The sequence below is a fragment of the Cellulomonas oligotrophica genome (genome assembly GCF_013409875.1).
Classification (GTDB): domain Bacteria; phylum Actinomycetota; class Actinomycetes; order Actinomycetales; family Cellulomonadaceae; genus Cellulomonas; species Cellulomonas oligotrophica.
The window spans coordinates 1922870-1945012 of record NZ_JACCBK010000001.1; the positions used below are offsets into that span (position 1 = coordinate 1922870).

Annotated in this window: 12 protein-coding genes and 1 pseudogene; 1 reads left to right on the forward strand and 12 read right to left on the reverse strand. The window is 70.4% G+C overall.

Annotation, left to right across the window (positions count from 1 at the left end; translation table 11 throughout):
- Positions 1-48: 48 nt before the first annotated feature.
- The gene (locus tag BKA21_RS08510) at positions 49-1080 is read right to left on the reverse strand and encodes a substrate-binding domain-containing protein (RefSeq protein ID WP_140457818.1); all 1032 of its coding nucleotides are present in this window, start codon (positions 1078-1080) and stop codon (positions 49-51) included.
- Between the two features lie 369 nt (positions 1081-1449).
- On the opposite strand from BKA21_RS08510, the gene aztD reads away from it, so the two are divergent.
- Positions 1450-2721 carry a zinc metallochaperone AztD gene (gene aztD / locus BKA21_RS08515; RefSeq protein WP_140457819.1) on the forward strand — a complete coding sequence of 424 codons (1272 nt, stop codon included), beginning with the start codon at positions 1450-1452 and terminating at the stop codon, positions 2719-2721.
- A 114-nt stretch (positions 2722-2835) separates the two neighbouring features.
- Here the strand turns inward: aztD and BKA21_RS08520 are convergent, their stop codons facing one another.
- The 11 genes and pseudogenes from BKA21_RS08520 to BKA21_RS19955 all read right to left on the reverse strand — a co-directional run bounded on the left by BKA21_RS08520 (position 2836) and on the right by BKA21_RS19955 (position 22029).
- Positions 2836-3180 carry a hypothetical protein gene (locus BKA21_RS08520; RefSeq protein ID WP_140457820.1) on the reverse strand — a complete coding sequence of 115 codons (345 nt, stop codon included), beginning with the start codon at positions 3178-3180 and terminating at the stop codon, positions 2836-2838.
- A gap of 81 nt (positions 3181-3261) precedes the next feature.
- The gene (locus BKA21_RS08525) at positions 3262-3672 is read right to left on the reverse strand and encodes a hypothetical protein (protein WP_140457821.1); all 411 of its coding nucleotides are present in this window, start codon (positions 3670-3672) and stop codon (positions 3262-3264) included.
- A 509-nt stretch (positions 3673-4181) separates the two neighbouring features.
- Positions 4182-4712 carry a hypothetical protein gene (locus BKA21_RS08530; protein WP_140457823.1) on the reverse strand — a complete coding sequence of 177 codons (531 nt, stop codon included), beginning with the start codon at positions 4710-4712 and terminating at the stop codon, positions 4182-4184.
- 600 nt (positions 4713-5312) lie between these two features.
- Positions 5313-6530, reverse strand: coding sequence for a hypothetical protein (locus tag BKA21_RS08535; protein WP_179625340.1), 1218 nt, complete (start codon positions 6528-6530; stop codon positions 5313-5315).
- A gap of 448 nt (positions 6531-6978) precedes the next feature.
- A complete protein-coding gene (locus BKA21_RS08540) occupies positions 6979-7395 on the reverse strand; it encodes a hypothetical protein (protein WP_179625341.1) in 417 nt (138 codons plus the stop codon).
- A 100-nt stretch (positions 7396-7495) separates the two neighbouring features.
- Positions 7496-8137 (reverse strand): hypothetical protein, encoded by a 642-nt coding sequence (locus BKA21_RS08545; protein ID WP_140457826.1) that lies wholly within the window; start codon positions 8135-8137, stop codon positions 7496-7498.
- A 228-nt stretch (positions 8138-8365) separates the two neighbouring features.
- Positions 8366-10204 carry a polymorphic toxin-type HINT domain-containing protein gene (locus tag BKA21_RS08550; protein ID WP_170208924.1) on the reverse strand — a complete coding sequence of 613 codons (1839 nt, stop codon included), beginning with the start codon at positions 10202-10204 and terminating at the stop codon, positions 8366-8368.
- A 202-nt stretch (positions 10205-10406) separates the two neighbouring features.
- A pseudogene (locus BKA21_RS08555) lies at positions 10407-11755 on the reverse strand (IS1380 family transposase); the annotation flags it as partial.
- Positions 11756-11792: 37 nt separating this feature from the next.
- Positions 11793-12203, reverse strand: a complete 411-nt coding sequence (locus BKA21_RS20350; protein ID WP_373308251.1) for a DUF6896 domain-containing protein — start codon at positions 12201-12203, stop codon at positions 11793-11795.
- On the reverse strand, positions 12200-19282 hold the full coding sequence (locus BKA21_RS08560; protein WP_140457829.1) for a polymorphic toxin-type HINT domain-containing protein: 7083 nt from the start codon (positions 19280-19282) through the stop codon (positions 12200-12202). Before BKA21_RS08560 ends, BKA21_RS20350 begins: the two co-directional genes overlap by 4 nt.
- Positions 19279-22029 carry a LamG-like jellyroll fold domain-containing protein gene (locus tag BKA21_RS19955; protein ID WP_140457830.1) on the reverse strand — a complete coding sequence of 917 codons (2751 nt, stop codon included), beginning with the start codon at positions 22027-22029 and terminating at the stop codon, positions 19279-19281. Before BKA21_RS19955 ends, BKA21_RS08560 begins: the two co-directional genes overlap by 4 nt.
- Positions 22030-22143 lie beyond the last annotated feature (114 nt).

Consider the following 22143-nt stretch of genomic DNA (forward strand, 5'->3'; position numbering starts at 1 on the left):
TCCCCCGTGCTCGGGGCGCGTCGTGGGGCTGCGGCACGGGTCGCCCTGTCAGTCGACGGGGACGACGTCGTCGGTGGTGAGCTCGGGGAACGCGTCGGTGAGCTCGGCGATCGTGGTCACGCCGCGCTCCCGCAGGTCCTCCGCCGTCAGGAGCGTGGGCGAGACCTCGACCGATGCGGGCACGTCCCCGCCGGTGGCCGCCAGGTAGGCGGCGCGGACGGTCACGGCCGCCACGTTCGCGGGGTCGGTGGCGGCGGTGGCCACCCAGGGGCTGCCCTCTGCCGTGAGCACCTCGATGTCGGCCGTGGAGATGTCGGCACCGTAGATCCTGACGCTGTCCTCCAGGCCCAGCTCCTGGACCGCGAGGGTCGCGCCCTTCGCGAACTCGTCGTACGGGGCGAAGATCGCCGTCGTGCCCGGGTTGGCCTGGAGCGCGGCCTTGGCCTGGTCGGCGACGCCGGCCGCGGTCGAGTCGTTGACGACACCGACCTGGGCGACCTGCTCGAGCCCCGGGTTCTCCTCGAGGACGTCCTGCCAGACCTCGTCGCGGCGGTCGAGCGGCGCGTACCCGGCGACGTAGACGTAGAGCACCTCGCCCTCGCCGCCGGTGTCCTCGACGAGGCGGTCGAGGACGGCCCGCGCCAGGTCGTGGTCCGACTGGGACACCGAGATCGCGCGCTCGTCGCCGGTGTCGACGTCGAAGCCGACGACGGGGATGCCGGCGTCGAGGGCTGCGGCGACCTGGGGCTGGAGCGTCTCGGTGAAGCCGTGGTCGACGACGATCGCGTCGACCCCTGCGTTGACCGCCGACTCGACGTCGAGCGCCTGCTGGGCGTCGTCGTTGTTGGCGTCGGAGACGGAGAGGTCGACGCCGAGGCGCTCGGCCTCGGCCTCGGCCCCGGCGAGCCACTGCTCGAAGTAGTCCCCGGAGCCGATCTGGCGGACGAGGGCGATGCTGACCGCGTCGGCGTCGGCACCGGACGCGTCGGCGGGCTCCGTGGCAGCGGGCGAGCAGGCCGTCAGGGCGACGAGCGACGAGGCGGCGAGGAGGAGGAGGGGTGCTGCGGTGCGACGGTTCATGGCTGCTTCCTGTGGAGGGCGCGGGAGGCGTGCCACAGGGAAGGACCGCCCGGGGCACGTGGTGCGTGCGCGGGCGGTGCGGTGGGGTGGCGAGAGTCAGCTGCTCGCGACCACGACCGGACGGGGCCCGCGGTGCGCACAACACGTGCACATGCTCGGGGTCGCCCAGGTCGTCATGGGCACGAGGATGCCGCTGGACGATCGACCATGTCAAGGAACGGGACGCGCCGTCCGGCATATGGACAGGCGTCCGGGTGGGTTGCTGATGAGAACGCGAGTCATTATTTGTTAGTGTCCTGGTGCCGGCGACCGCCGCGCACGACCGACCGGAGAGGAGCCGGCACCGCACCCGCGGCGCCCGACACCCCGATGACCCAGCACCGCACCGCCCGACCCCGCCGCACCGCCGCCCGCCTGGGCGCGCTGGCCCTGCCGCTCGCGCTGCTCACCGCCTGCGCCGGCACCGCCGAGCCCGCCGCCACCGCGGCAGCCACCGACGAGGCCACCGCCGGCGCCCGCACCGAGGCCGCGACGTACACCCCGCGCCTCGTGCTCACCTACGACGGCGGCCTCGTCGTCCTCGACGCCACCACCCTCGAGACCGTCTCCACGATCGAGGAGCCCGGGTTCCTGCGCGTCAACCCCGCGGGCGACGGCCGGCACGTCATGGTCTCCGCCGAGGGCGGCTTCCACCTGCTCGACGCCGGCACCTGGGCCGAGGAGCACGGCGACCACGACCACTACTGGACCGCCGACCCCACGCTGACCGACGTCACGTTCCCGGCCGAGACGCCGGGGCACGTCGTCGTCCACGGCGACCGCACCGTGCTGTTCGACGACGGCACCGGCGAGGTCACCGTCCTCGACCCGCACCAGCTCGCCGACGGCCCCGACGCCGCCGTGCGCACCTACACGACCCCCGCCGCCCATCACGGCGTCGCGGTGCTGCGCGAGGACGAGCACCTCGTCGTCACCGACGGCACCGAGGAGGAGCGCACCGGCGTGCGCCTGCTCGACGCCGACGACGCCGAGGTCGCCGCCACCGACCAGTGCCCCGGCGTGCACGGCGAGACCGTCGCCGCCGACGAGATCGTCACCGTCGGCTGCCAGGACGGCATCGTCGTCATCGACGGCGACACCGTCACCAAGGTCGACGCCCCCACCGACTACGGCCGCATCGGCAACCAGTCGGGCTCCGAGGACTCCCCGGTCGTGCTCGGCGACTACAAGTCCGACCCGGACGCCGACCTCGAGCGCCCCACCCGGGTGTCCCTGACCGACACCGCGACCGGTGAGATCACCCTGGTCGACCTGCCCTCGTCCTACACCTTCCGCTCCCTCGCGCGCGGCGCGGACGGCGAGGCGCTCGTGCTCGGCACCGACGGGCAGATCCACGTGATCGACCCCGAGACCGCCGAGCTCGTCCGCTCCATCCCCGTGATCGACGACTGGACCGAGCCCGACGAGTGGCAGCAGCCGCGCCCGGCGATCCACGTGCTCGACGGCACCGCCTACGTCACCGACCCGGCCACCGACCGCGTCCTGGCCGTCGACGTCGAGACCGGCGAGGTCTGGAAGGAGACCACCCTCGACGTCACGCCCAACGAGATCACCTCAGCAGCGGGCCGCCACACCCACTGACCCACCGACACCGACGTCCCGCCCCGCGCTGGGGGCGGGCCGTCGGTGCGCCCACCGCAGGTCCGTGCCCGGAACCTCCGTGGCACGGAGGCAGAAGTCGTCCGGACGACGCGCTCACGTGGACCACGGGTCCACCTGGCGGAGTCCGGGCCCGAGGAGATCGCGCACCTCTGCACCCGGCTGGCCGGGACCAGGGATCATGACGACACCGCTGACCGTGATGAGCCCCCGCACGGCCTCCGAGCCGTCGCGGAGCGCCGTCTCCAACCACGAGAAGACGGACCGGCACAGGTCCTCGTGCGACGCGCGGTGCGCCACCAGCCAGCGCACGATGTCGTCGAGCAGGATGGTCGGCAAGACCTCCCCCTCGTAGTCGACCAGGTGCTCGTCGAGGATGGGCAGCAGCTCGCGGTTCGCGTAGACCAGAGCACCGACCGCGGCCACGGTCTCGGCACTCATCTGTCCTCCAGAGCAGTCGATCGCCAGCAACGAGTGGTTCCCGCGGCGCGCGTCGTCATGCCCAGGTCGGTGAGGACACGCTCAGACGTCATGCCACTCTCCGAGAGACCACAGATCTGCACCGTCCACGAACTTCACGACCACGTCCCGTGCCCGCGCGGAACCTCGGACGTACTCTCCCGTGAAGGTCGCGAGCTCGTCCATGATCAGCACATCGACCACCTCCGACGCGGCCGACGAGCCATCCCCCGCAAGAAGGGCCATCGACTCCGGTCCCGACATGCACTGCACGACGGCGATCCCCCTCCGGAGGCCGACCAGCAGGGCCGGGAACTCGTCGTTGGCCAGTCGAACCTCGACGTACGCCTGCTCGACCATGGAGAGTCGATCGATCAGGGCGACCAGGTCGTCTCGGTCGACCGACAGCTCGGCAGAGATGAACCGACCGGTCTCGAGCGAGGTCGCAGCGACGAGCGCTCGTTCATCGGGCACGGGGAGAAACCCCTGTCGCGGCCCGCGAACGATGCGGTGGTCGGGCCCGACCACTCTCAAGAATGAGTTCCTGGCCACCAGCCGGCGCGGGAGAACCAGAGGCTGGTGAAGAAGCACTACAGATGGCTCTCCGCATAGCTCACCGCCCATGCGACGACCGGCAGCGGGATGGGCCCTGATTGAGGGTCCACGGTCAGACACGCCTCACTCGTGGAAGCCCCCTCGGGCTTGAATATCGCGAACCATAGCGACGGACCCGCACCACCGACGACCTTGAACTCCAGCGAGACCTCGTCCACACCGTCGACACCCACACCTTCGACAGCCTGGACCGTCACCTCGAACGGGGGCAAAGAAACTGCTTTCACCGCACCTCCTGATCGCAGAGCACCTGGATACGCCCGCGATCGAGAGTCTGGCACCGCGACCGCTGGGAAGACGGAGGCCCCGTACGCCGGAGTGCGGAGCCAGGACTCGACCCCACCCACGCCCCGCGGGTCGTCGACGGATCAGTCAGCGCGTCCATCAGCAAGACCCCTCCTCACCTCATCGATCTCCCTCTCCGCGCTCGCCTTGATCTGCCCGTCAGCGGTTGCCGCGATGCGCGAGAGGTGGAAGACAGCCTGCTCCGCGGCTGGCCGGCTCAGCGTCGAAGCCATCGACATCAGATCGACGCCCTGGGCGATCTCGGCCTCCGTGCCGGTCTCGATCAGGGCGCCGATCATCGGGAGCGCCCCTTCGACCAGGCGCCCGGCCTCAGCGGCAGGCTGGCTGCCGCTCGCCTCGATCGATCCGACGATCTGCGAGAGAAGGAGCAACGCCTCCGGCCTGCTCGCGGCGCCCGTACGAGGCAACCCCGCCACGACGGCCGTCACGACCGCGGGGGTGTCGTCCGCCAGCCCGCCGCTCACCGGCGCGACAGCAGACTCGATCAACCCCGTCAGGCCCGCCGCCCGGGCAGGATCGTCCGTCGAGAGGAGCTCCCCGACCAGGGCGGCCACGTCCTCCCGCAGCGCGCCGACCCCGGTGAGGTAGTCCAACTCCCACATCATGGCCCTCCGATCAGATCGGACTCGACGAGCGTTGCTGCATCAGCGGGGCACGGGCCCGTCGTGAGTCCTCACGCGTCAAGGCGGGGTCGACCCAGCCGACTGCTCGCCATAGAACGCCTCAAGCAGGCCGAACAGGGCCTCCATCGCCTCGGCATCCTGCTCCGCACTGAAGGCCGACTCGTCGTGCGCGCATGCCCGGGACGTGTGCCGGCGCACTGCGTCTGATCGCCACCGTCCACCTGACCGTGGGGTCGCTGTCACCGGCGAGCCTCTCCAGCACCACGGCCGGGACCGTCTTGTTGTGAGCCACCCACTGCCTCATCTCGGGGTGGTCCTCGATGACCGCGAGCCACACCTCCAGCGGCGCCTCCTCGCGAGCCGCCCGCTGGTACTCCCCGGGGTCCTCGCTCGTGCGGAGGCCGACGAACTCAGCTGCCGACTCGATCAACGGAGCTCACCCCGGGCGGCCCCGTGGTTCCTCGGCGCGGGTGGGTCGGTCACGGATGCAGTCAACTCCTTCACGGCCTCTCGACGCCGATGGCCCGCCCCTCCTGGGACGGGCCACCGGTGCGCTCGGCAGGCGCCGGGTCAGCTGATGATGCCGGAGCAGGCCCGGGTCATGTCGCCGCTCGTCGGGCGACCCGGTGCGAACGTCACGTCCGCGACGTCACCGTGCCAGCGGCCCGCGACGCCTGAGCCGACCAGTGCGGTCGCGCCCTCGACGGAGACCGTGCCGACGGCCGTCTGCGCGCCCGGGCGAGGCGTCACGTCGTTGATGGTGCACGACAGCACCTCGGCCACGCCGTCGTCGGCGTCGTAGAGCCCGAACACGTGGATCCACCCGCCCGTGACGACCTTGCGCGCCGTCAGCGCGAGGGTCGCGTCGGAGCCGGTCGTCTCGAAGGACCAGCACGACCCGACACCGTCGGCGCAGGCCCGGTAGCCGAGCGACACGCCGCCCGTCGCACCGTCGAGGGTGACCGCCGACGCCTCCCCGGGAGCGCCGGCCGCCGCACGCAGGGTCGCGGTGACGGCGAACGAGTCGACGTCCTTCAAGGGAGCCTCGGAGGTCTGCGCACGGTCGTCCGGCTCGTCGAACCGCAGCGCGCGGTCCTCCTCGTACGCCCCGATCTCCGCGAGCGGGCCGAGCACCCACGTCACCGTCGGGGAGACCGTCATGCCCGGCCCGCCGCGGCTCGGCAGGGTGGGGCTCACGAGGTCGTCGAAGACGTAGCGCGTACGCCCGTTGCCCACGGAGAACGAGTGCGTGGTCGTCATGCTGGTGGCTCCGTCCGCCGCGACCGCGCGCACCATCAGCGTGTGCGGGCCCGACGTCTGCGGCGTGTAGAAGACCACCGGGTCGGACGCGGGCACGCTCTGACCGAACGTGATGTCACCCCACGAGTACTGGTACTCGACCGCGTCGGCACCGCCGCCACCGAGACGGAAGGCACCGGGCAGGCCCGGGGCGGAGACGTACGCACCGTCCGGGTAGAAGCCGGGATACCCCGCCACCGCCGTGACGGTGGGCGCCGCGAGCCGGGCCTTGGTGACCGAGAAGTCGCACGTCACGGACGGGCCGACGTTGCCCGCCCGGTCACGCCCCGCGATACGCAGCCGGTACGAGCCCACCGGCAAGCCGTCCACCATCACGGACTGGCTCCGCCCGCTGGCCTGCGGGGTGGTCCCGCCCTGCCAGACCAGCGTGTTCGGCCGGTAGAGCTGGCGCACCTCGACGACCGCGGCGACGTTGCCACCCTCCGGGTCGGACAGCACGGCGGACAGCCCGACCTCCGACCTCCGCATGAGCGGACGGTCCGCGCCGGTCACGCACGCCGCCTCGCTGGGCGTGGTGAACCGCACCTTCGTCGGGCGGCTCGGCGGCCGGTTCGGCGTCGCGGCGACCGCTACCCCGGACGCCGGCCTCGCGGTCGCGACGGCCGCCGGAGTCACCAGCCCCGCCGTCAGCAGTGACACCAGGGCGGCGACGACCACGCCGCGCCCCCACCAGGACCGTCGCACGGTCTCCCCCTCGCTTCGACAGCCAGCAGGCCGCGCACGACCCCGCCGCGCCGGACGGACGCCATCACCCGAGCAGGTGGCGGCAGGAGGACCCTAGGGAAGCGCCCCTCCCCTGTGCGTGCCCTTTGACCCCGTTCACACGAACGGGTGAACCCCGCAGGTCAGAGCCACGAGGCTAGGTGCCGGCAGCCTGCTCCTTCGCGCTGCTGGACAGAGCGCGTCTGTGCTCCCGCTACTCAACCGTTCCCCACCGCGCCTCGAGATCAGCGGCACGGATCACCACGGTCCCGCGTCGCAGCCCGTACTCGTGTCGAACACCGTCCTCCGTCGGCAGGATCTCGTCGAGGAGCACATGGAAGCGCATCGGGTCGAACCCCGACGGTGGCTCCATCTGCACCTCGATCGACCTGACGTCGATGTAGGTCACGGTGAGCCCGTCGTCGTGCTTGTGCAGGTTGGGCGTGAACACGAGCACGCACGTCTCCGAGTCCACGTCGAAGACCTGCCGGTCCAGCACGAGGTCCTTGACGCACCTCGTGCTGTAGAAGTCGTAGCGGTCCGGATCGGTGGCGAACCGCCGGGCTCCTTCCGGCAAGCGGTCCACCATCTCCGGCAGAACCTCGAGGTACCGGCGGGCGTCGAGCATCACGCCCCCGTCCTCACCCTTCAGCTGCACGTACTTCACTTGCGCACCGTGGTCCGCGGCCGCATCCCGCTGTCCACGAGAGCCGCCAACGCGCCTGCGATGGCTAGTAGCCGCTTGCCAGGAGTGCGGCGCCGGCCGGAGTGAGTGCCAGACGGTCGTACATCGGACCTGGACCCGGGAGCCGGAACGAGCGGAGCGGGGCCTCGGGAAAGAGACGGGGATTCCCGGCTGGCTGGACGATGTCAGCGAACAGCCAGCGCCCGTCGTCCTGTGGCGGGGCGTAGCAGTAGATGATGCCGTCCACGACTAGGGACGCGGTCGGGAGCTCGGACTGGACCCGCTCTCGGGTCCACGTGCCGTCCGTCGGTTGAAGGGCTGACGCGGTGGCGACCAGCCGCTCCCAGTCGGGCGGTGAGAGACGGGGAGCGTCGACCCATCCGAACCGTGCTCCCAGCTCGGCGTGCCAGGCGAACACCTCGGCTGCGCCTCTCGCCACGTTGTTCGGGGCAGCGTCGAACCAGGCGCCCATGCGCGGAGGCCCGAACTCACGGAAGTCCTCGGTCCGGCACCGCGTGTACTCGGCGCCGTAGGCGTCCTCGCACTCGTCGATGTACGCGAGGGTCTGCTGCAGCTGCACCGAGGCGCGGTAGGCACCCTCTGCAGTCCTGGCGAACATGCCCGTGCGAGCGCACATCTGGCTGAACTGCGTCATCAAGCGACTTCGAAGGTCCTCGAGGCTGATCACGCTTCAATCGTCCCGCATCTCGCGAGCCGTTGGGAGACACGCCCTAGCTCGGGCCGCACCCCCACCCGCTCCTCAATCCACTCCTTGAAGCCACCCAACGTCTCGTCATCGGCACCCCACTGGTATCCGACGATGAAAGCGCAAACAGTCACGAAAGACAATCGATGGAAATAAAGCCCTGGATACTTCCGAAAGCCTGGGAGGAAATCTGCAAACGCCGCCGTCATCTCAGAACCCAAAGTCGATCACGTCGTTGTAGTCGAACATCTGCTTGAAGTCGTCGACACCCACACCGCCTGGATGCCACTGATCGAAAACCTGGGCGCCGCGAACTACTACGGTGTGATGAAACCAGTCCTCATCGACAGCCTTGGTTCCGGGACCGCCGGGCCGATACGGGCCCAGAGGGCTGTGGCGCCCGAGTGGACTCTCGAAGGTCTTGATCTCGTCGGATTGCCCGCCAGTCCGCTTGACGAAGGCAGCTGCCCACTCGTCGCAGCCGGCGTTGTGAACAAGGATCTCACCGACGCCTACGTGGTAGGTGTGCAGGTCAGCAATCGTCAGGTTGTAAGCCATCAAATCGTACACGCTTACGCGGACACTCTCCACCATCAACGACGTGCCGGCCGCGGTGGTGACGACGTCGCCAAGCCGCAGGTCGATCGCATCTACCCACGTAGCCTGCGACGCGACCCAGAAGGGGTGCTCGTCGGTCGCGTCGACCTGGGTCCCGTTGGAGAACTCGACGTCGACCATGGTGTGGACCCCGCCATGCCGGATCAGGTCGATGACCTTGCTCGGCCCCTGCTCTCCGGTCTTCGGGTCTGTCGCGATGACATCGTCGCCAAGTTCGACGTCCTCGATCGCCTTGTGACTGCCGTCAGCCATGAGCACGAGGGTCCCGGCATCGAAACTGTTCGTCCGGCACGCGGTGCCGGCCGCTTCGACTAGATCGTCCGCGCCGCGCCCTGCGGTACTTGCGGCACCACTTGATCGGGACGGTAGCAGCCGGGAAACGTTCTGAACCGCTGAACGGGTCTGTTGCACGACCTGAGTGCGCATGTTTTGGGCCGTCTGGGCCAGGGCCTGGGAGACCTTCGAGGCTGCTTGTCGTGCTGCTGACAGCGCGCCGGCGCCGAAGCGCTGAGCCGCGGGCCCGACCGCTCGGCCCGCCCAGGACGCGGCCGCAGCCAGCGGCTTGGCCGCAGCCCCACCGATCGCGCCAGCCACGGCACCGAAGACCGTCTCGCGCACGAACCCGCCGACAGTGAAGCGCGAGGTCTTCTGCACCTGGGTCCGCCACAGGTTCGACGCCGCCCCGGCCGCAGCACCACCGAGCGCCGCACACCCCACCGACCCCACACCACCGGTCGCGACCAAGCACCCACCGGTCACGATCGCACCAGCCGCGAAGCCCACGATCGACGCCTGGTGCTTCTTGACGAAGCTGCCGGTCGACTTCCACGCCGAGGAGACGCCGTTCTTGACCGCCGACCCGATCTTCGACAGGCCGCTCTTGAACGACGATGCCCACGACAGCATCCCGGTCGGGTCGGAGTACGTGACCGGGTTGTGCTCGCCGTAGGAGTACGCCGACCACTGCGCCGGGTCCTTCAGGTCCAGCACCGGGTCCACCGACACGAACCGGCCGATCGACGCGTCGTAGTACCGGGCACCGACCTGCGTCAGACCCGTCGAGTCACGCACCTTGTCCAAGAACAGGTGATCACCCGGCCACGACGGGTTCGTCCCCCGCACGTTCCCGTACGGATCCGTCCGACGCACCGTCACCGCGTCGGTGATGTTCTGCACCGACACCAACGCCGTGCCCTGGGTGTCGGCGAACAACGACGACACCGTCGAGGCCGCCGTGCCCGTGCGCGTCGCCACCGTCTGGCCAGCGAAGGAGTAGTACCGCTGCGCGGCGAGCTCACCGGACGACGTGGTCAACGTCAGCTCCTGCCCACCGGGCAGGTACACCGTCGTCTTGCCACCCTGCTGACGGATCAACCGCTCACCATCAGCGGTGTACACGTACGACCCGACTGTCGAGGTCCCCTGCTTCACGGTGGTCAACCGCTGCTCGGCATCCCACGTCAGCCCTGATCTTTCGTCGGGCGACGGTGTGAGGTTCGGGTGCGGCTCGGTGGCCGCGTTCGGGGCCGGCTCTTGCTGATGGGTGTGACAGGCCGCCCGCTGTCGTGCGGGTGGGCGCCGGGTCCAGGGCCGGGGTCGTGCTCGGGGTTGTCGGGGCGGGCGGTGCCGGGCGTCAGCCCGGCGCGAGGGCGCCCAGGCGCCCGAGTCCGATCAGCGTCAGTGACGCGAACGGTGATCGCGCGGCCAGGTGCAGGCGGACCCGGCGCCCGGAGCGGGCGATGGTAGCGGGGATCGTGAACAGCGCGAACCGCAGCTTCTTGGGTTCCCAGCGGCGTGCGTCGTGCCCGTGCAGGGCGAGCAGTGGCATCCAGGCGGTGATCTCGCCGGCCAGGGCCACCACGGCGCACCAGATGCGGTTCGCGGCGAACGAGTGCAGCGGCAGGTTCGCCAGTCCGGTGTCCTTGGCGATGCGGATCGGGTCCTCGGCGCGGGCGCGGCGTCGGTGGCGTAGCTCGAGGTCCGCGAGCGGCCCTCTGGTCGAGTTGGTGACGAACGCGGTGATGCGCATGCCGTCGACGTCCTCGAAGCGCAGCTGGGCGCCGGGGTGGGGTCGTCCCTTACGCACGATGACCCGCATCCCCGAGGACCAGGCCGACAGGTCCATCAGGTGGCTGAGCTCGGCGACCCAGGCGCCGTCGCGCACGCTCCCGTCGCCGTCGTAGGCGGGCGCCCAGAACTGCTCGGGGATGAGCTTGAGCAGGTCAGGGGTGGTGGCCGGCAGCGTCCAGCCGACCGAGTACTCCAGGCGGCGTCGGGTCAGGGTCTCGACGACCTTGCGGGAGCCGCCTGCCCCGTCGACGCGGACCAGGATCGACTTGCCGCGGGTGTTCCCGGGGATCTGCGCGAGCGCCTCGCTGATGACGCGCAGGTGGTCGACCGCGGTGTTCGACCCCGCGTTCCCCGGCCGCAGCAGCACCGCGACGGGCTCGCCGGTGCCGGCCGGGCCGTGGTCGACGAACGCGCACAGTGGGTGGAACCCGAACCCCCGCTTGAACGTCGCCGCGGCGTGCTGCTTCTCGCTGTGCGCTGTGACCAGCGTCGCGTCGAGGCCGATGACCAACGGGCGGGCGGCGTCCCGACCGTGGCCGGGCGCGTGAGGACCGGCCGCGGACCATGCCCGGGCCCTGGCTGCGGCGCGGGCCGTGCTGATCGCGGCCAGGACCCTCTCGACGTCACCGGCGAGGCGGGCGATCGTGCGCGAGACGGTCGGGTCCGAGGCGACCGGACCGAACACCGCCGGCTCGGCGCGCACGACCGCCAGGTCCGAGCGCGCGTCCCCGCCCAACGCGAGGGTGAGCGCCAGGTCGAGCAGCATCTTCGCCGGGTCGTGACGCACCGACGCCGAGCGCCACGGCGCGAGCGCGTCGCGCATCACCACGTCCAGGCCCGAGGCCCGCACCGTCGAGATCAGCAACACCCACCGGCCTGCGAGACGGCCGACCCGCCGTCGGCGTTCGACCTTCAACCAGGCTCTTCGCGGACGAGGGTGTTGAACCGCTCAATCCTCTCGGTCACACGCAACCGCGAACCACCCTGGCTTCACCTCTTGGAGCCTGGAGTCGCCTAGTGCGGCATCGAGGATGGAACCACTCGCTATGTGCTCTTCGCCGAGCGATCGAGCAAATCTACAAAGTCTCCACGCATCAAAAATCTCTCGCCCTTGAGCATCCCAGTCAAAATCCACGGTTGCGCCACTCTCTAATTCGAATCGGCACCCCTGGCCATGAAGTTCGAACATCCCCACCCCACCGATCCTCCCGGACCTTTTCTTAGATCCGCTGCGAATCTTCATGAACACCAAAGGCACTCCTGGCCGGAGCCTTTCCGCCCCAAGAAAGTTCTCCACCAGAGTCTTCTTGCACAAAGCCAGATCGCGAATGAATGCCGAAATAATCTGATCGGGCGTCATCGAATTCGATTCGGCCCGACCGCGGCCGCGTCCCGTAGGATGTCGTCTACCGAACTCCACTGGCCCGGGCCAACAACGGAGGAGGGCGGTACAACTTCGTATGGGATATCGATTCCGACCCGCTGTGCGGCGGCAAGCCGATGGTGACCGTCGACAACGATTCGCTGTCCATTCAGATTGACGACTCGAATCGGATCTCCCTGCCATCCGCCACTTCGCATTGAATCCGCAATCTCTTGGACTGTCCGAGCAGAGCCCCGCCCCGACAACGCTTCCGTGCGTACGAAGCCCGAAGCGCGGGCGACCCCGCCGGCTCCGCAACTGGGGTCAGTGTTGTGGACGAGGACTGCGTTGTCTCCGACATGGTAGGTGTGGATGTCGGCGATGGCGAGGTTGTAGGCGGTGCCGGTGCCGGCGGGTGTGAGGCCGGTGACGGTGAGGGTGTCGCCGGTGGCGGTCAGGACGAGCTCACCGGCGGTGAGGTGGTCGGCGCGCTCGAACCGCTGGTCGGTCACGGACCAGAACGGGTGGTCCTCGGTGGTGCGGATCGTGGTGTCCCCGAGGTGCAGGTCGACCAGGGTGTCCTGGTGGACGAAGACCTCGGTGACGGGCTTGGTGTCCTGCTCGCCGGTCTCGGGGTCTGAGGCGACGACCTTGTCCCCGACGTGCACGTCCTTGATGGGCTTGTTCGAACCGTCGCCCATCAGCACGGTTGTGGACCCGGCAAAGCTCATCGGCGCGGCGATGCTGCACGCCTTGGCGGCGGTGCTCTGCGCCGGTCGGGCCGCCGGGGCCTTGACCGGGGCGTTCTTAGGCGCGGAGCTGCGCACCTGCTGCACGATCGAGGAGCGCATGCTCTGCGCGGCCTGGGCCTGGGTCTGGGCCGCCTGGGTCGTGGACACCCGTGAGGCTGACGAGGCCCCCGCACCCCACCGTTGCGCCGCAGACGTGGCCGTGCGCCCCGCCCAGGACGCGACCGCGGTCAACGGCTTGGCCGCCGCCCCACCGATCGCGCCCATCGCGGCACCGAAGACCGTCTCCCGCACGAACCCACCGACGGTGAAGCGCGAGGTCTTCTGCACCTTCGTGCGCCACAGGTTCGACGCCGCCCCGGCCGCAGCACCACCCAGCGCCGCACACCCGATCGACCCCGCACCAGCGGTCAGCGCCATGCACCCACCGGTCACGATCGCACCGACCGCGAACCCCACGATCGACGCCTGGTGCTTCTTGACGAAGCTCGTCGTGGACCTCCACGCCGAGGACGCCTTCGCCTTGACCGACCCCCACAACGACCACATACCCGTCGGGTCGTCAAACGTCACCGGGTTGTGCTCGCCGTAGGAGTACCCCGACCACTGCGCCGGGTCCTTCAGGTCCAGCACCGGGTCCACCGACACGAACCGGCCGATCGACGCGTCGTAGTACCGGGCACCGACCTGCGTCAGACCCGTCGAGTCACGCACCTTGTCCAAGAACAGGTGGTCACCCGGCCACGACGGGTTGGTTCCCCGCACGTTCCCGTACGGGTCCGTCCGCCGCACCGTCACCGTGTCGGTGATGTTCTGCACCGACACCAACGCCGTGCCCTGCGTGTCGGCGAACAACGACGACACCGTCGAGGCCGCCGTGCCCGTGCGCGTCGCCACCGTCTGACCAGCGAACGCGTAGTACCGCTGCGCGGCCAGCTCACCCGACGCCGCGGTCAACGTCAGCTCCTGCCCACCAGGCAGGTACACCGTCGTCTTACCACCCTGCTTACGGATCAGCCGCTCACCATCAGCGGTGTACACGTACGACCCGACCGTCGAGGTCCCCTGCTTCACCGTGGTCAACCGCTGCTCGGCATCCCACGTCAACGTCTGCGCCGTCCCACCCGCAGGCGTGCGCGTGGCCGTCGCACCGTTCGCGTCGTACGTGTACGACCCGGTCTTGGTCGTCGTGCCCGTCACCGACGTGATCGACGTGACCGCGTGCGGCTGCACCGCCGTCGCACCCGACGCCGCGTACGTGTACGTGTTCGTCGTCGTGCTCGACGCCGACCGGATGACCTCCTTCGTGCGGTTGCCCGCCCTGTCGAAGGAGTACGCCTTCCAGTACGGCGCCGGACCACCCAGGCCCGCCACCGTGGCAGCCACCGAGCAGTCCGCGTTCGCCGGCGTCCAGACCGCGGTCAGGCGTCGCAGACCGTTGTAGGAGAAGCACTGCGCGTCCACGGGCTGACCCGTGGGGCTGTCGACGATCTTCGTCGGGTTGCCCGCGTCGTCGTAGGTGTACGCCTTGTCGAAGTCGCGACCCGAGGCACCCTGCCGCACCAACCACGTGCGGGTGAGCTGACGGGTGCCCTTCTCGTACGCGAAGTTCTGCGAGTACGACTTGAAGTTGCCCAGGTCCTGCTGGAGCATCTCGCCGGTCGTGTCGTACACCGCCTTGGCCACGTACACGCCCCAGCCCAGGCCACCGCTCAGCGAGTACGGCTGGGATAGCGCGTTGTACTCGGTCGTCACGGTCTCGGCCGGCAGGTTGCCCGTCTCCGGCAGCTCGATGGTCTTGAGCTGGCCGTCCGGGGTGTAGGAGTACCCCGTCGTGTACGTGCCGGCCAGGGCACCCTCCGACGCCGGCAGCGTGACCGACTGGCCCAGCGGCTGGTACGCCTCGTCGTAGGCCGTGACCGCCGTGGTGTACGCGTCGGCGCCCTCGTGGCGGGTGCTCGACGTGAGCTGCCCCTTGGCCAGCGTGTCGTACGTCCACGACGAGCGCAGCGTGCCGGTGGCCGAGCCCTCCCGCAGCTCGGTGACCCGCCCGAGCGCGTCACGCACGTACGTGAGCGTGACCCCGCGGGCGTCCTTGGTGGACACCAGCTGCCCGGCGTCGTCGTACGTCGACGTGGTCGTGCCCTTGTCCGGGTCCTTGGCCGTGACCTGCCGGCCCCGCAGGTCGTACGTGTACGACCACACGTTGCCCGCCGGGTCGGTGTGCGAGGTCAGGTTCCCCGAGCGGTCGTAGGCGTACGTCGTCGACCGGTAGTCGCCCGTGGGCGACGCCGTGGTGAACTGCCGCAGCTCGACCACCTGGCCGGCCGCGTCGGTGATCGACATCGACGGCACACCACCGGTCGGCGGGTCCACGCTCACCCGGTCGCCGTCGTAGGACGTCGTGGTGCGCACGTCCTCCTTCTCGGCGACGTCGCTGATCTGGGCGGTGACCCGCCCGGCGCCGTCGTACTCGTACCGGGTGCGGGTGGGCACCGCCTCCGACGGGAACACGACCGTGCCGGCCGGGTCGCCCGCCGTGAACCAGGCACCGTTCTCCGTCGCGACCAGACCGCGCGAGTCGTAGATCGTGTCGGTGATCAGCCGGCCCGGGTTCTCCGTGGACGCCGACGGCGACTGCGTCTGCCGCGGGCGCAGCAGGCCGTCGTAGATCGCCACCGACGTCAGGTATGCCCCGGACGCCGTCAGCGTCTTCGTGGTGACCGAGTTGGCCCCGTTCCGCGAGAGCTTGTACGCGAAGGTCTGGTCCGCGGTGTCCTCGCCCTGCGTGCGACCCGGCATCCACACCGCGGTGGTGCGGCCCAGCGCGTCGTACGTCGCCGAGGCGACCTTGCCGTTGGGGTCGGTCACCTTGGTGGGCGCGCCCCACGCGGCGTTGACCTCGGTGGTCGACGACGCCGCCGTCAGCGGTCCCGACCCGTCCGGGTCCGGCGCCGTGGTCGTGACCGACCGCAGCGGCCCGCCCGTCGCCGGGGTGTACGCCGTCGTGCCCTTGCGGCCCAGCGCGTCAGTGCTGGACGTCGGGCGCCCGTAGGAGTCGTACGTCGACGTCGACTCCGTGACGTACACCGGCGTGGTGCCCGAGTACGACTTCAGCGTCTCGCTGCGCGTGACCTGCCCGCGCGTGGGCGCCTCGCCGTACGCCTGCCCGTCGTAGGAGACCCGCATGTCGGCCAGCACGTCGCCCGGGCGGGCGGGCGTGGCCGAGCAGGAGACCCCGACGGTCTCGGTCCGACGCATCGCCCCGACGATGTGCGCGGCGGTGTTGCGGGCGTACTCGGTGCGCGTGCACCGGTCGTCCGCGGTCGTGGCGACGTCACCCTGGTCGTCCACCGAGACCGGCAGCCCGTAGGTGTCGTCGTACGTGGTGACGGTCCGCGTGACGCGCTTGCCGCCCGGCAGCTGGCTGCCGACGGTGCGGGACTCGACCGTCCGGTTCGACATGAAGGTGGCCTTCACGCCGTCGCTGCTCGTGGCCGTCGGCGGCGACACCCACGGAGTGTTGACCACACCCTCGACCTCGGCACCGCCGACGCCGTCGTACGTGATCTCCTCGCGCACGACCCCGTTGAGGCGTGCGTCGTCGGCGATCCCGTCGACGCTGACCGACCGCTTGGACCCGTCGGCCAGGTGGTCGCCGTCCATGCCGCGGAAGAACCGCTTGCGGTCCCACGACCTGCTCGCGAGGGTCGCGGCACCGGTGTGGATGTCGACCGTGGCGTACCCGCGCCACTGCCCCCACGTGCGCTGCTTCTCCGGCACGAGCGGGTTGTCGTCGTACGCCCACGCCGGCGCGCCCCGGTACCAGTAGGTGGTCTCGACGGCAGGGCTGATCAGGTCGTTCGGGTTCTCGGCGATGGTCTTGACGAGGTACTTGTGGAAGTACTCCACCACCTCCTTGCCCGAGCCCTCCGGCTGCCACCGGACAGGGAAGCAGCGGCGGGTGTTGGAGTCCTGCGACGCCGGCAGACTGCCTGTCGTGCAGTCCTGCGGGGTGTAGCTGATCGAGGTCGTCGAGCCGGACTCCGCCGTGATCGAGGAGATCCGGTACCGGTTCATCGCCGGGCCGGCGTCACCGGTCGTGTCGACCCGGTTCGCCATCTGCACACCCTCGAAGGTGACGTCCGGCAGCGTGATCGCATCACCGACGCGCCCCTCGTGCCCGATCTCCGAGAGCCACAGCGCCGGGCTCGTCGAGTCCCCCGGGTCCGGGTACGTGTGCGTCAGGGACCACCGGTCCACGTCCTGCCACTCGCTGCCCGAGCGCACCTGCGTGGTCACCGTGGTCAGCCGCTTGCGCGTGAAGAACGACGGCGAGATCTGCGACGCGCACGTGGTGCCCGAGGTGCAGATCTGGTCGAACGGGACGTCCGGCCACGACTTGGCCGTGTCCTTGGTCAGCGTGTCCGGCTCGCAGCTGACCCCGTCCTTGGGCAGGCACCGCTCGGCGACTCCGAACACCACCCGCGCCGGAGCCACGGAGTCGGCCTCCGACCCGGCCCGCTGGCCGTACTCGATGCGCGCGAGGTACCCGCCGCGGTCGTACGTCGAGACGGCGTCGTCGAGGTTGCGGCCGTACTTGTTGGTCTCCTTGGCGTACACGTACGTCATGGAGTTGCCCGAGGGGTCCACGACGTACTCGAGGTTCCAGCGCCACGCCTGCTGGCACCAGGCCGAGTCGTAGTCGGCCTTGTAGCAGGGCTCGCCGGCCTGGTTGCCGTACACCGGCACGGTCCACGCCGAGTTCAGCTCCAGCGTGTCGTCGGCCGACCGCTTGCCGCGGCCGAAGTAGTACGTGATGCCGTCGGTGGTGGTGACGACCCAGTACTCCCCGTCGTCGTCGCCGTTCCACCCGCCGGTCTTGCGCTCGATGCGCGTGCCGTCGTCGTTCTTCAGGCGCCACTGCCCCGACGACGCGTCCTTGACCAGCTCTCCGGAGTGCCCGGCGAACGCCATCGTGGCGTTGTCGGACTTCCAGCACTGGTCACCGGTGGGCTTGTCGACGTTGTTGCCGTTCTTCTCGTCGTCGACGCACGCCACGTACCGCCGCTCGATGAACCCGGTCGACAGGTCCCACCCGTCGCCGACCCACGACGTCTGGTTGTTCGTCGAGGCCACGCGTCCGTCGAGAGACCCCGAGGAGTAGCTCAGCGACAGCTCGGGCGACGGACCGCCCAGCGACGGCGGCACCCGCATCGGGTACGACCAGGAGAAGTCGCCGGTCTGCTCCGACACGTCCCACGACGACGACGGCGACAGCGACGTCGCACCCCACGAGCCGGACGACCCGCTCGGCGCCGCGGCCAGCGCGACCACACCGGACGACCCTGCGGCGAGCGACGCCGTCACGGTCCGCGCGACCGGGTCGTTGACCGAGTCCACGGGCGTCTGCACACGGCACCGGGCCAGCACCTCGTGCGTCAGGGCGCACGCCGGAAGCTCCACGACACGCAACCGCGACGCCCAGTCACCGCCGTACGCCTGCGCGAACGAGGAGTAGTCCAGCGTGAGGTCCACGGCCGGGACCGCGACGTCCTCCTCGGCCGGCACGACGTCCTGCCCCGGCTCGTCGACCGCCGTGACGAACGCAGCCTGCTCGACCACGAGCTCCTGCGCCTCATCGGTGGGCGCGGGCACCGGAGCGAGCGTGGCATCCGGAGCGCTCGTTGCCTCTGGCGCGACCGTCGCGGTCGGCTCCTTCGTCGGCATCGCGGGCGACGGATCCTCGTCCGACGGCGTCGGCTCCGGCGCCGACACGGTGGCATCGTCCGACGGCGCCGCCTCGGGGCTCTCCGCCACGGCGCCCTCGGCCGGGACCTCCTGCACGGGCGAGAGCTCGAGCACGACGCCCTCGACGCCCAGGTCCTCGGAGTCATCCTGCGCGAGCGTGCGCACCGCGACCCCGTCGGCGTCGCCTGCGGCACCCTCCTCCACCACGTCCACGGTCACGACGCCCAGGTCCGCGGCCGCGTCCGGGGTGGCGACGGCTTCGTCGGCGTCCGGCCAGTCCGGCGCCACGACATCGGCCGTGCCGAGCACCTCACCCGGCACGTCGGCAGGGGTGGCCGCACCCTCGCGCGGGGTGCTGCGCACCGCGATCGGGTCGCTGAAGTCGACGTCGGGCGCGACCTCCTCGCCCGCTTCGCGCCGCTCCTCCAGCGAGGGGAGGGTGTTCTCGTCAGCGGCGACAGCCTCGGCGGCGGTCGGCGACAGACCGAGCGTCACCAGCAGCGCCGAGGCCACCGCCATGCCGACGGCGGAGCGCCGGACCCGCACCGGGACGACCCCGGCCAGCCGCGCGCTCACTCGGGCACCACGCCGTGGCACGCACGAAGCAGGTCATCAGCCATCGGAAGCCCCCTGAACACCCGTAGATCCGCCACGGCACCCCGCCATGGACTCGACGTACCACCCAGCGCCCGACCGATCACGGTCGACCCGTTCCCCGCCCAGGCCGACGAGAACGCCGCCTGAGCACCCTCGTCGGGGTACTGACCGAGGGAGCACACCTGGACGCGCACCGTGTCGGCGGCGTCGTCGTGCGTCCCCGTCACGCTCATCCACTGCCCGGCGGAGACCTTGACCGTGGACACCGCGCTCACCGGCGAGGCCGACCCGGCCGAGGAGTTGACCGTGAACGACCAGCACCGCCCGTCGCCGTCGGCGCAGGGCGCGTACCCCAGCTCGAAGGCACTCACCGTGGTCCCGTCCTGGCTGATCGCCGTCGCTCGGCTCGCAGTGACGTCGTCAGCACGCAGCGTCGCGATCACGCCGTAGCTCGTCGACGTGTCCGCCCACACCGGGCCGGTCACCACGTCGGCGCCCTCGTCGAAGAGCAGCGCCTTGTCGGTGGCGCTCTGGCCCAGCTCGGCGAGCGGCCCCGGGACCCACGAGGTCGAGGCGCTCACGTCGAGGACGGGCTGCTCCTCCCACGGGGTGGCGGTGCTGCCCCCGTCGTCCAGCAGCCAGGTGCGCTGGGCCTCGTTCACGTCGAACGTGTACAGCCGTACCGGGCTGGTGTTGCCCGCACGGTCGACCGACCGCACGTACAGCGCCTGCGCGCCGCGCGAGGTCGGTGTGAAGTCGAACGCCGCCGTGGCCGCCGTGACGCTCTTGTTGAACGCCGTGCTGTTGAACGAGTATTGGTACGTCACGACATCGCTGGACCCGCCGTTGCCGAACGCGAAGCGGCCCTTGAGGTTCGGGCCGCCCGACGAGACGTCCTCCAGGTACACGGCCGGCTGCCCCTCGACCGGGGACACCGTCGGCATCTTCGGGGGGACGGAGTCGATCTCGAGCTCGCAGGAGACGGTGGCTCCGCCTCGGCCGGTGCTGTCGACGCCGTTCATCTGGACGCGGTAGATCTGGCCGTTGACCATGCCGCCGAGCTTGATCGACTGCCCCTTGCCGGAGGCCTGCGCCGCGGGGCGGGCGTGCCACAGGATGTTGTCGGCGCCCGCGGGGTCGCTGGCCTTGTACACGTCGACGTTGGCGTGCACGTTCCCGCCGTCGGGGTCGGCGAACACCGCGTAGATCGTGGGGTACGCCGTGCGCAGCACCGGCCGGTCCGCCCCGGTGGTGCACGCACCGACCGGGTCGGTGAACTTCGCACCCGTGGGCTTCTTCGGGGCCCGCTGGTAGGTGATCGAGAGCTGGGCGTCGTTGCGGTACCTCTTCCACGACGCCATCGACGACTCGTCGGTCACCAGCGCCAGCGACAACGTGCCCGTGGTCCCGTCCGCGACGGCCTTGCCACCGTCGAGGGCGTCGAACTCCAGCCACCGCGTCGGCTGGTCCGCGCACCCGTCACGGTGCGCCACGTTCAGGGTGCTCTGCTCGATCCACTTGCTGCTGCCCGGCCACGTGGTGCCCGAGTTCCACGACGAGATGTGGTGCAGGGTCACCGGCCGCGGCGTGCAGCTGTACGAGTGGGACCCGAACACCCGGAACGTGGTGGCGGTGATGTTCGACGGGGACATGTCGTTGATCGCGTCCAGGCCGCTGAACTTCCACAGGATCCGGCTCTTGAACGTCTTCGAGCACGTCGACGACGCGGCGGTCGAGCACAGACCCACACCCTGGTCGGGAGCGAACCGGTAGTCCTCGCCGTAGTTGTCGCGCACCGCGGACCAGTCGTTCAGCGACGCGCTCAGCCCCGGGTCGATGTACACCGGCCACTGCGTGGCCGGGTCCGCGAGCATCTGCGCGTCCGGCTCGACCACCACCGCGTCGCCCTCGACGGAAAGGTCCATCGTCTCCACCGCGACCGTGCCCTGCGGCACCGACGTCGTCACCTGCTCGGACTCCTCGCCCGAGGAGTCCCACATCACCGGAGCCGGCGCGGCGAACACCTCGTCCTGCCCCGCGACCGCGACGAACCCGCCACCGGCCTCGGTCGCCTCCAGACCCTGCGAAGCACCGAGCGCGAACCGCAGCTCGTCCAGCGCCGGGTGCTCACCCGCCTGCGCGGTGTGCACCACCAGCACCTCGGAGAAGCCCGTCGCGTCCTGGTTGACCGTCACCACCAGGTCCACATCCGGCAGCACCCCGGCATACGTGATCTGCGGACCGTCCACCGTCGGGGCGGGCAGTTCCAGGTCCACGTCCAGGCTCAGCTCGTGCCCGTCCCGGGCGATCGTGGCCAACGGCTCGTCACCGCCGCCGCTGAACTCCATGGCGGCGACACCCGCACCCGGCGTCAGCACACCGTCCTGCTCGACCAGGTCAGGGTCCGGCTCGACCCACTGCCCGTCAGCGAGCGTGCGCACCGCCAGCGCGGACACGTCCAGGCGCATCTGCCCGTCGGGCTGGGCGAACACCGTGTTCCACTCGGTCCGCTCGTCGACGACCTCGACGTCGGCGTCGCACGCCAAAGCCGTCGCCATCGCGACCTCGCCGGCAGCTTCCTCGACGCACGGCACCGACGCCGCACCCGCCACGGACTGCTGGGCCGCGTGCGCGGACGCGACCGGCGCACCTGCCACCCCGGCCACCAGCGCCGCCACCAGCACGACCGCCACCCGGTTCCGGGCAGCACGAACACACCCGGTCACGGGCACTCCTGTCGACCATCAGCACCGCACGGGCGGTGCTGCTCCCCCATGACCGGACGACCCGAGTCATGCCCAAGGCCACACGAGTGATCAAGGTGTCAGGGACATTAGGGC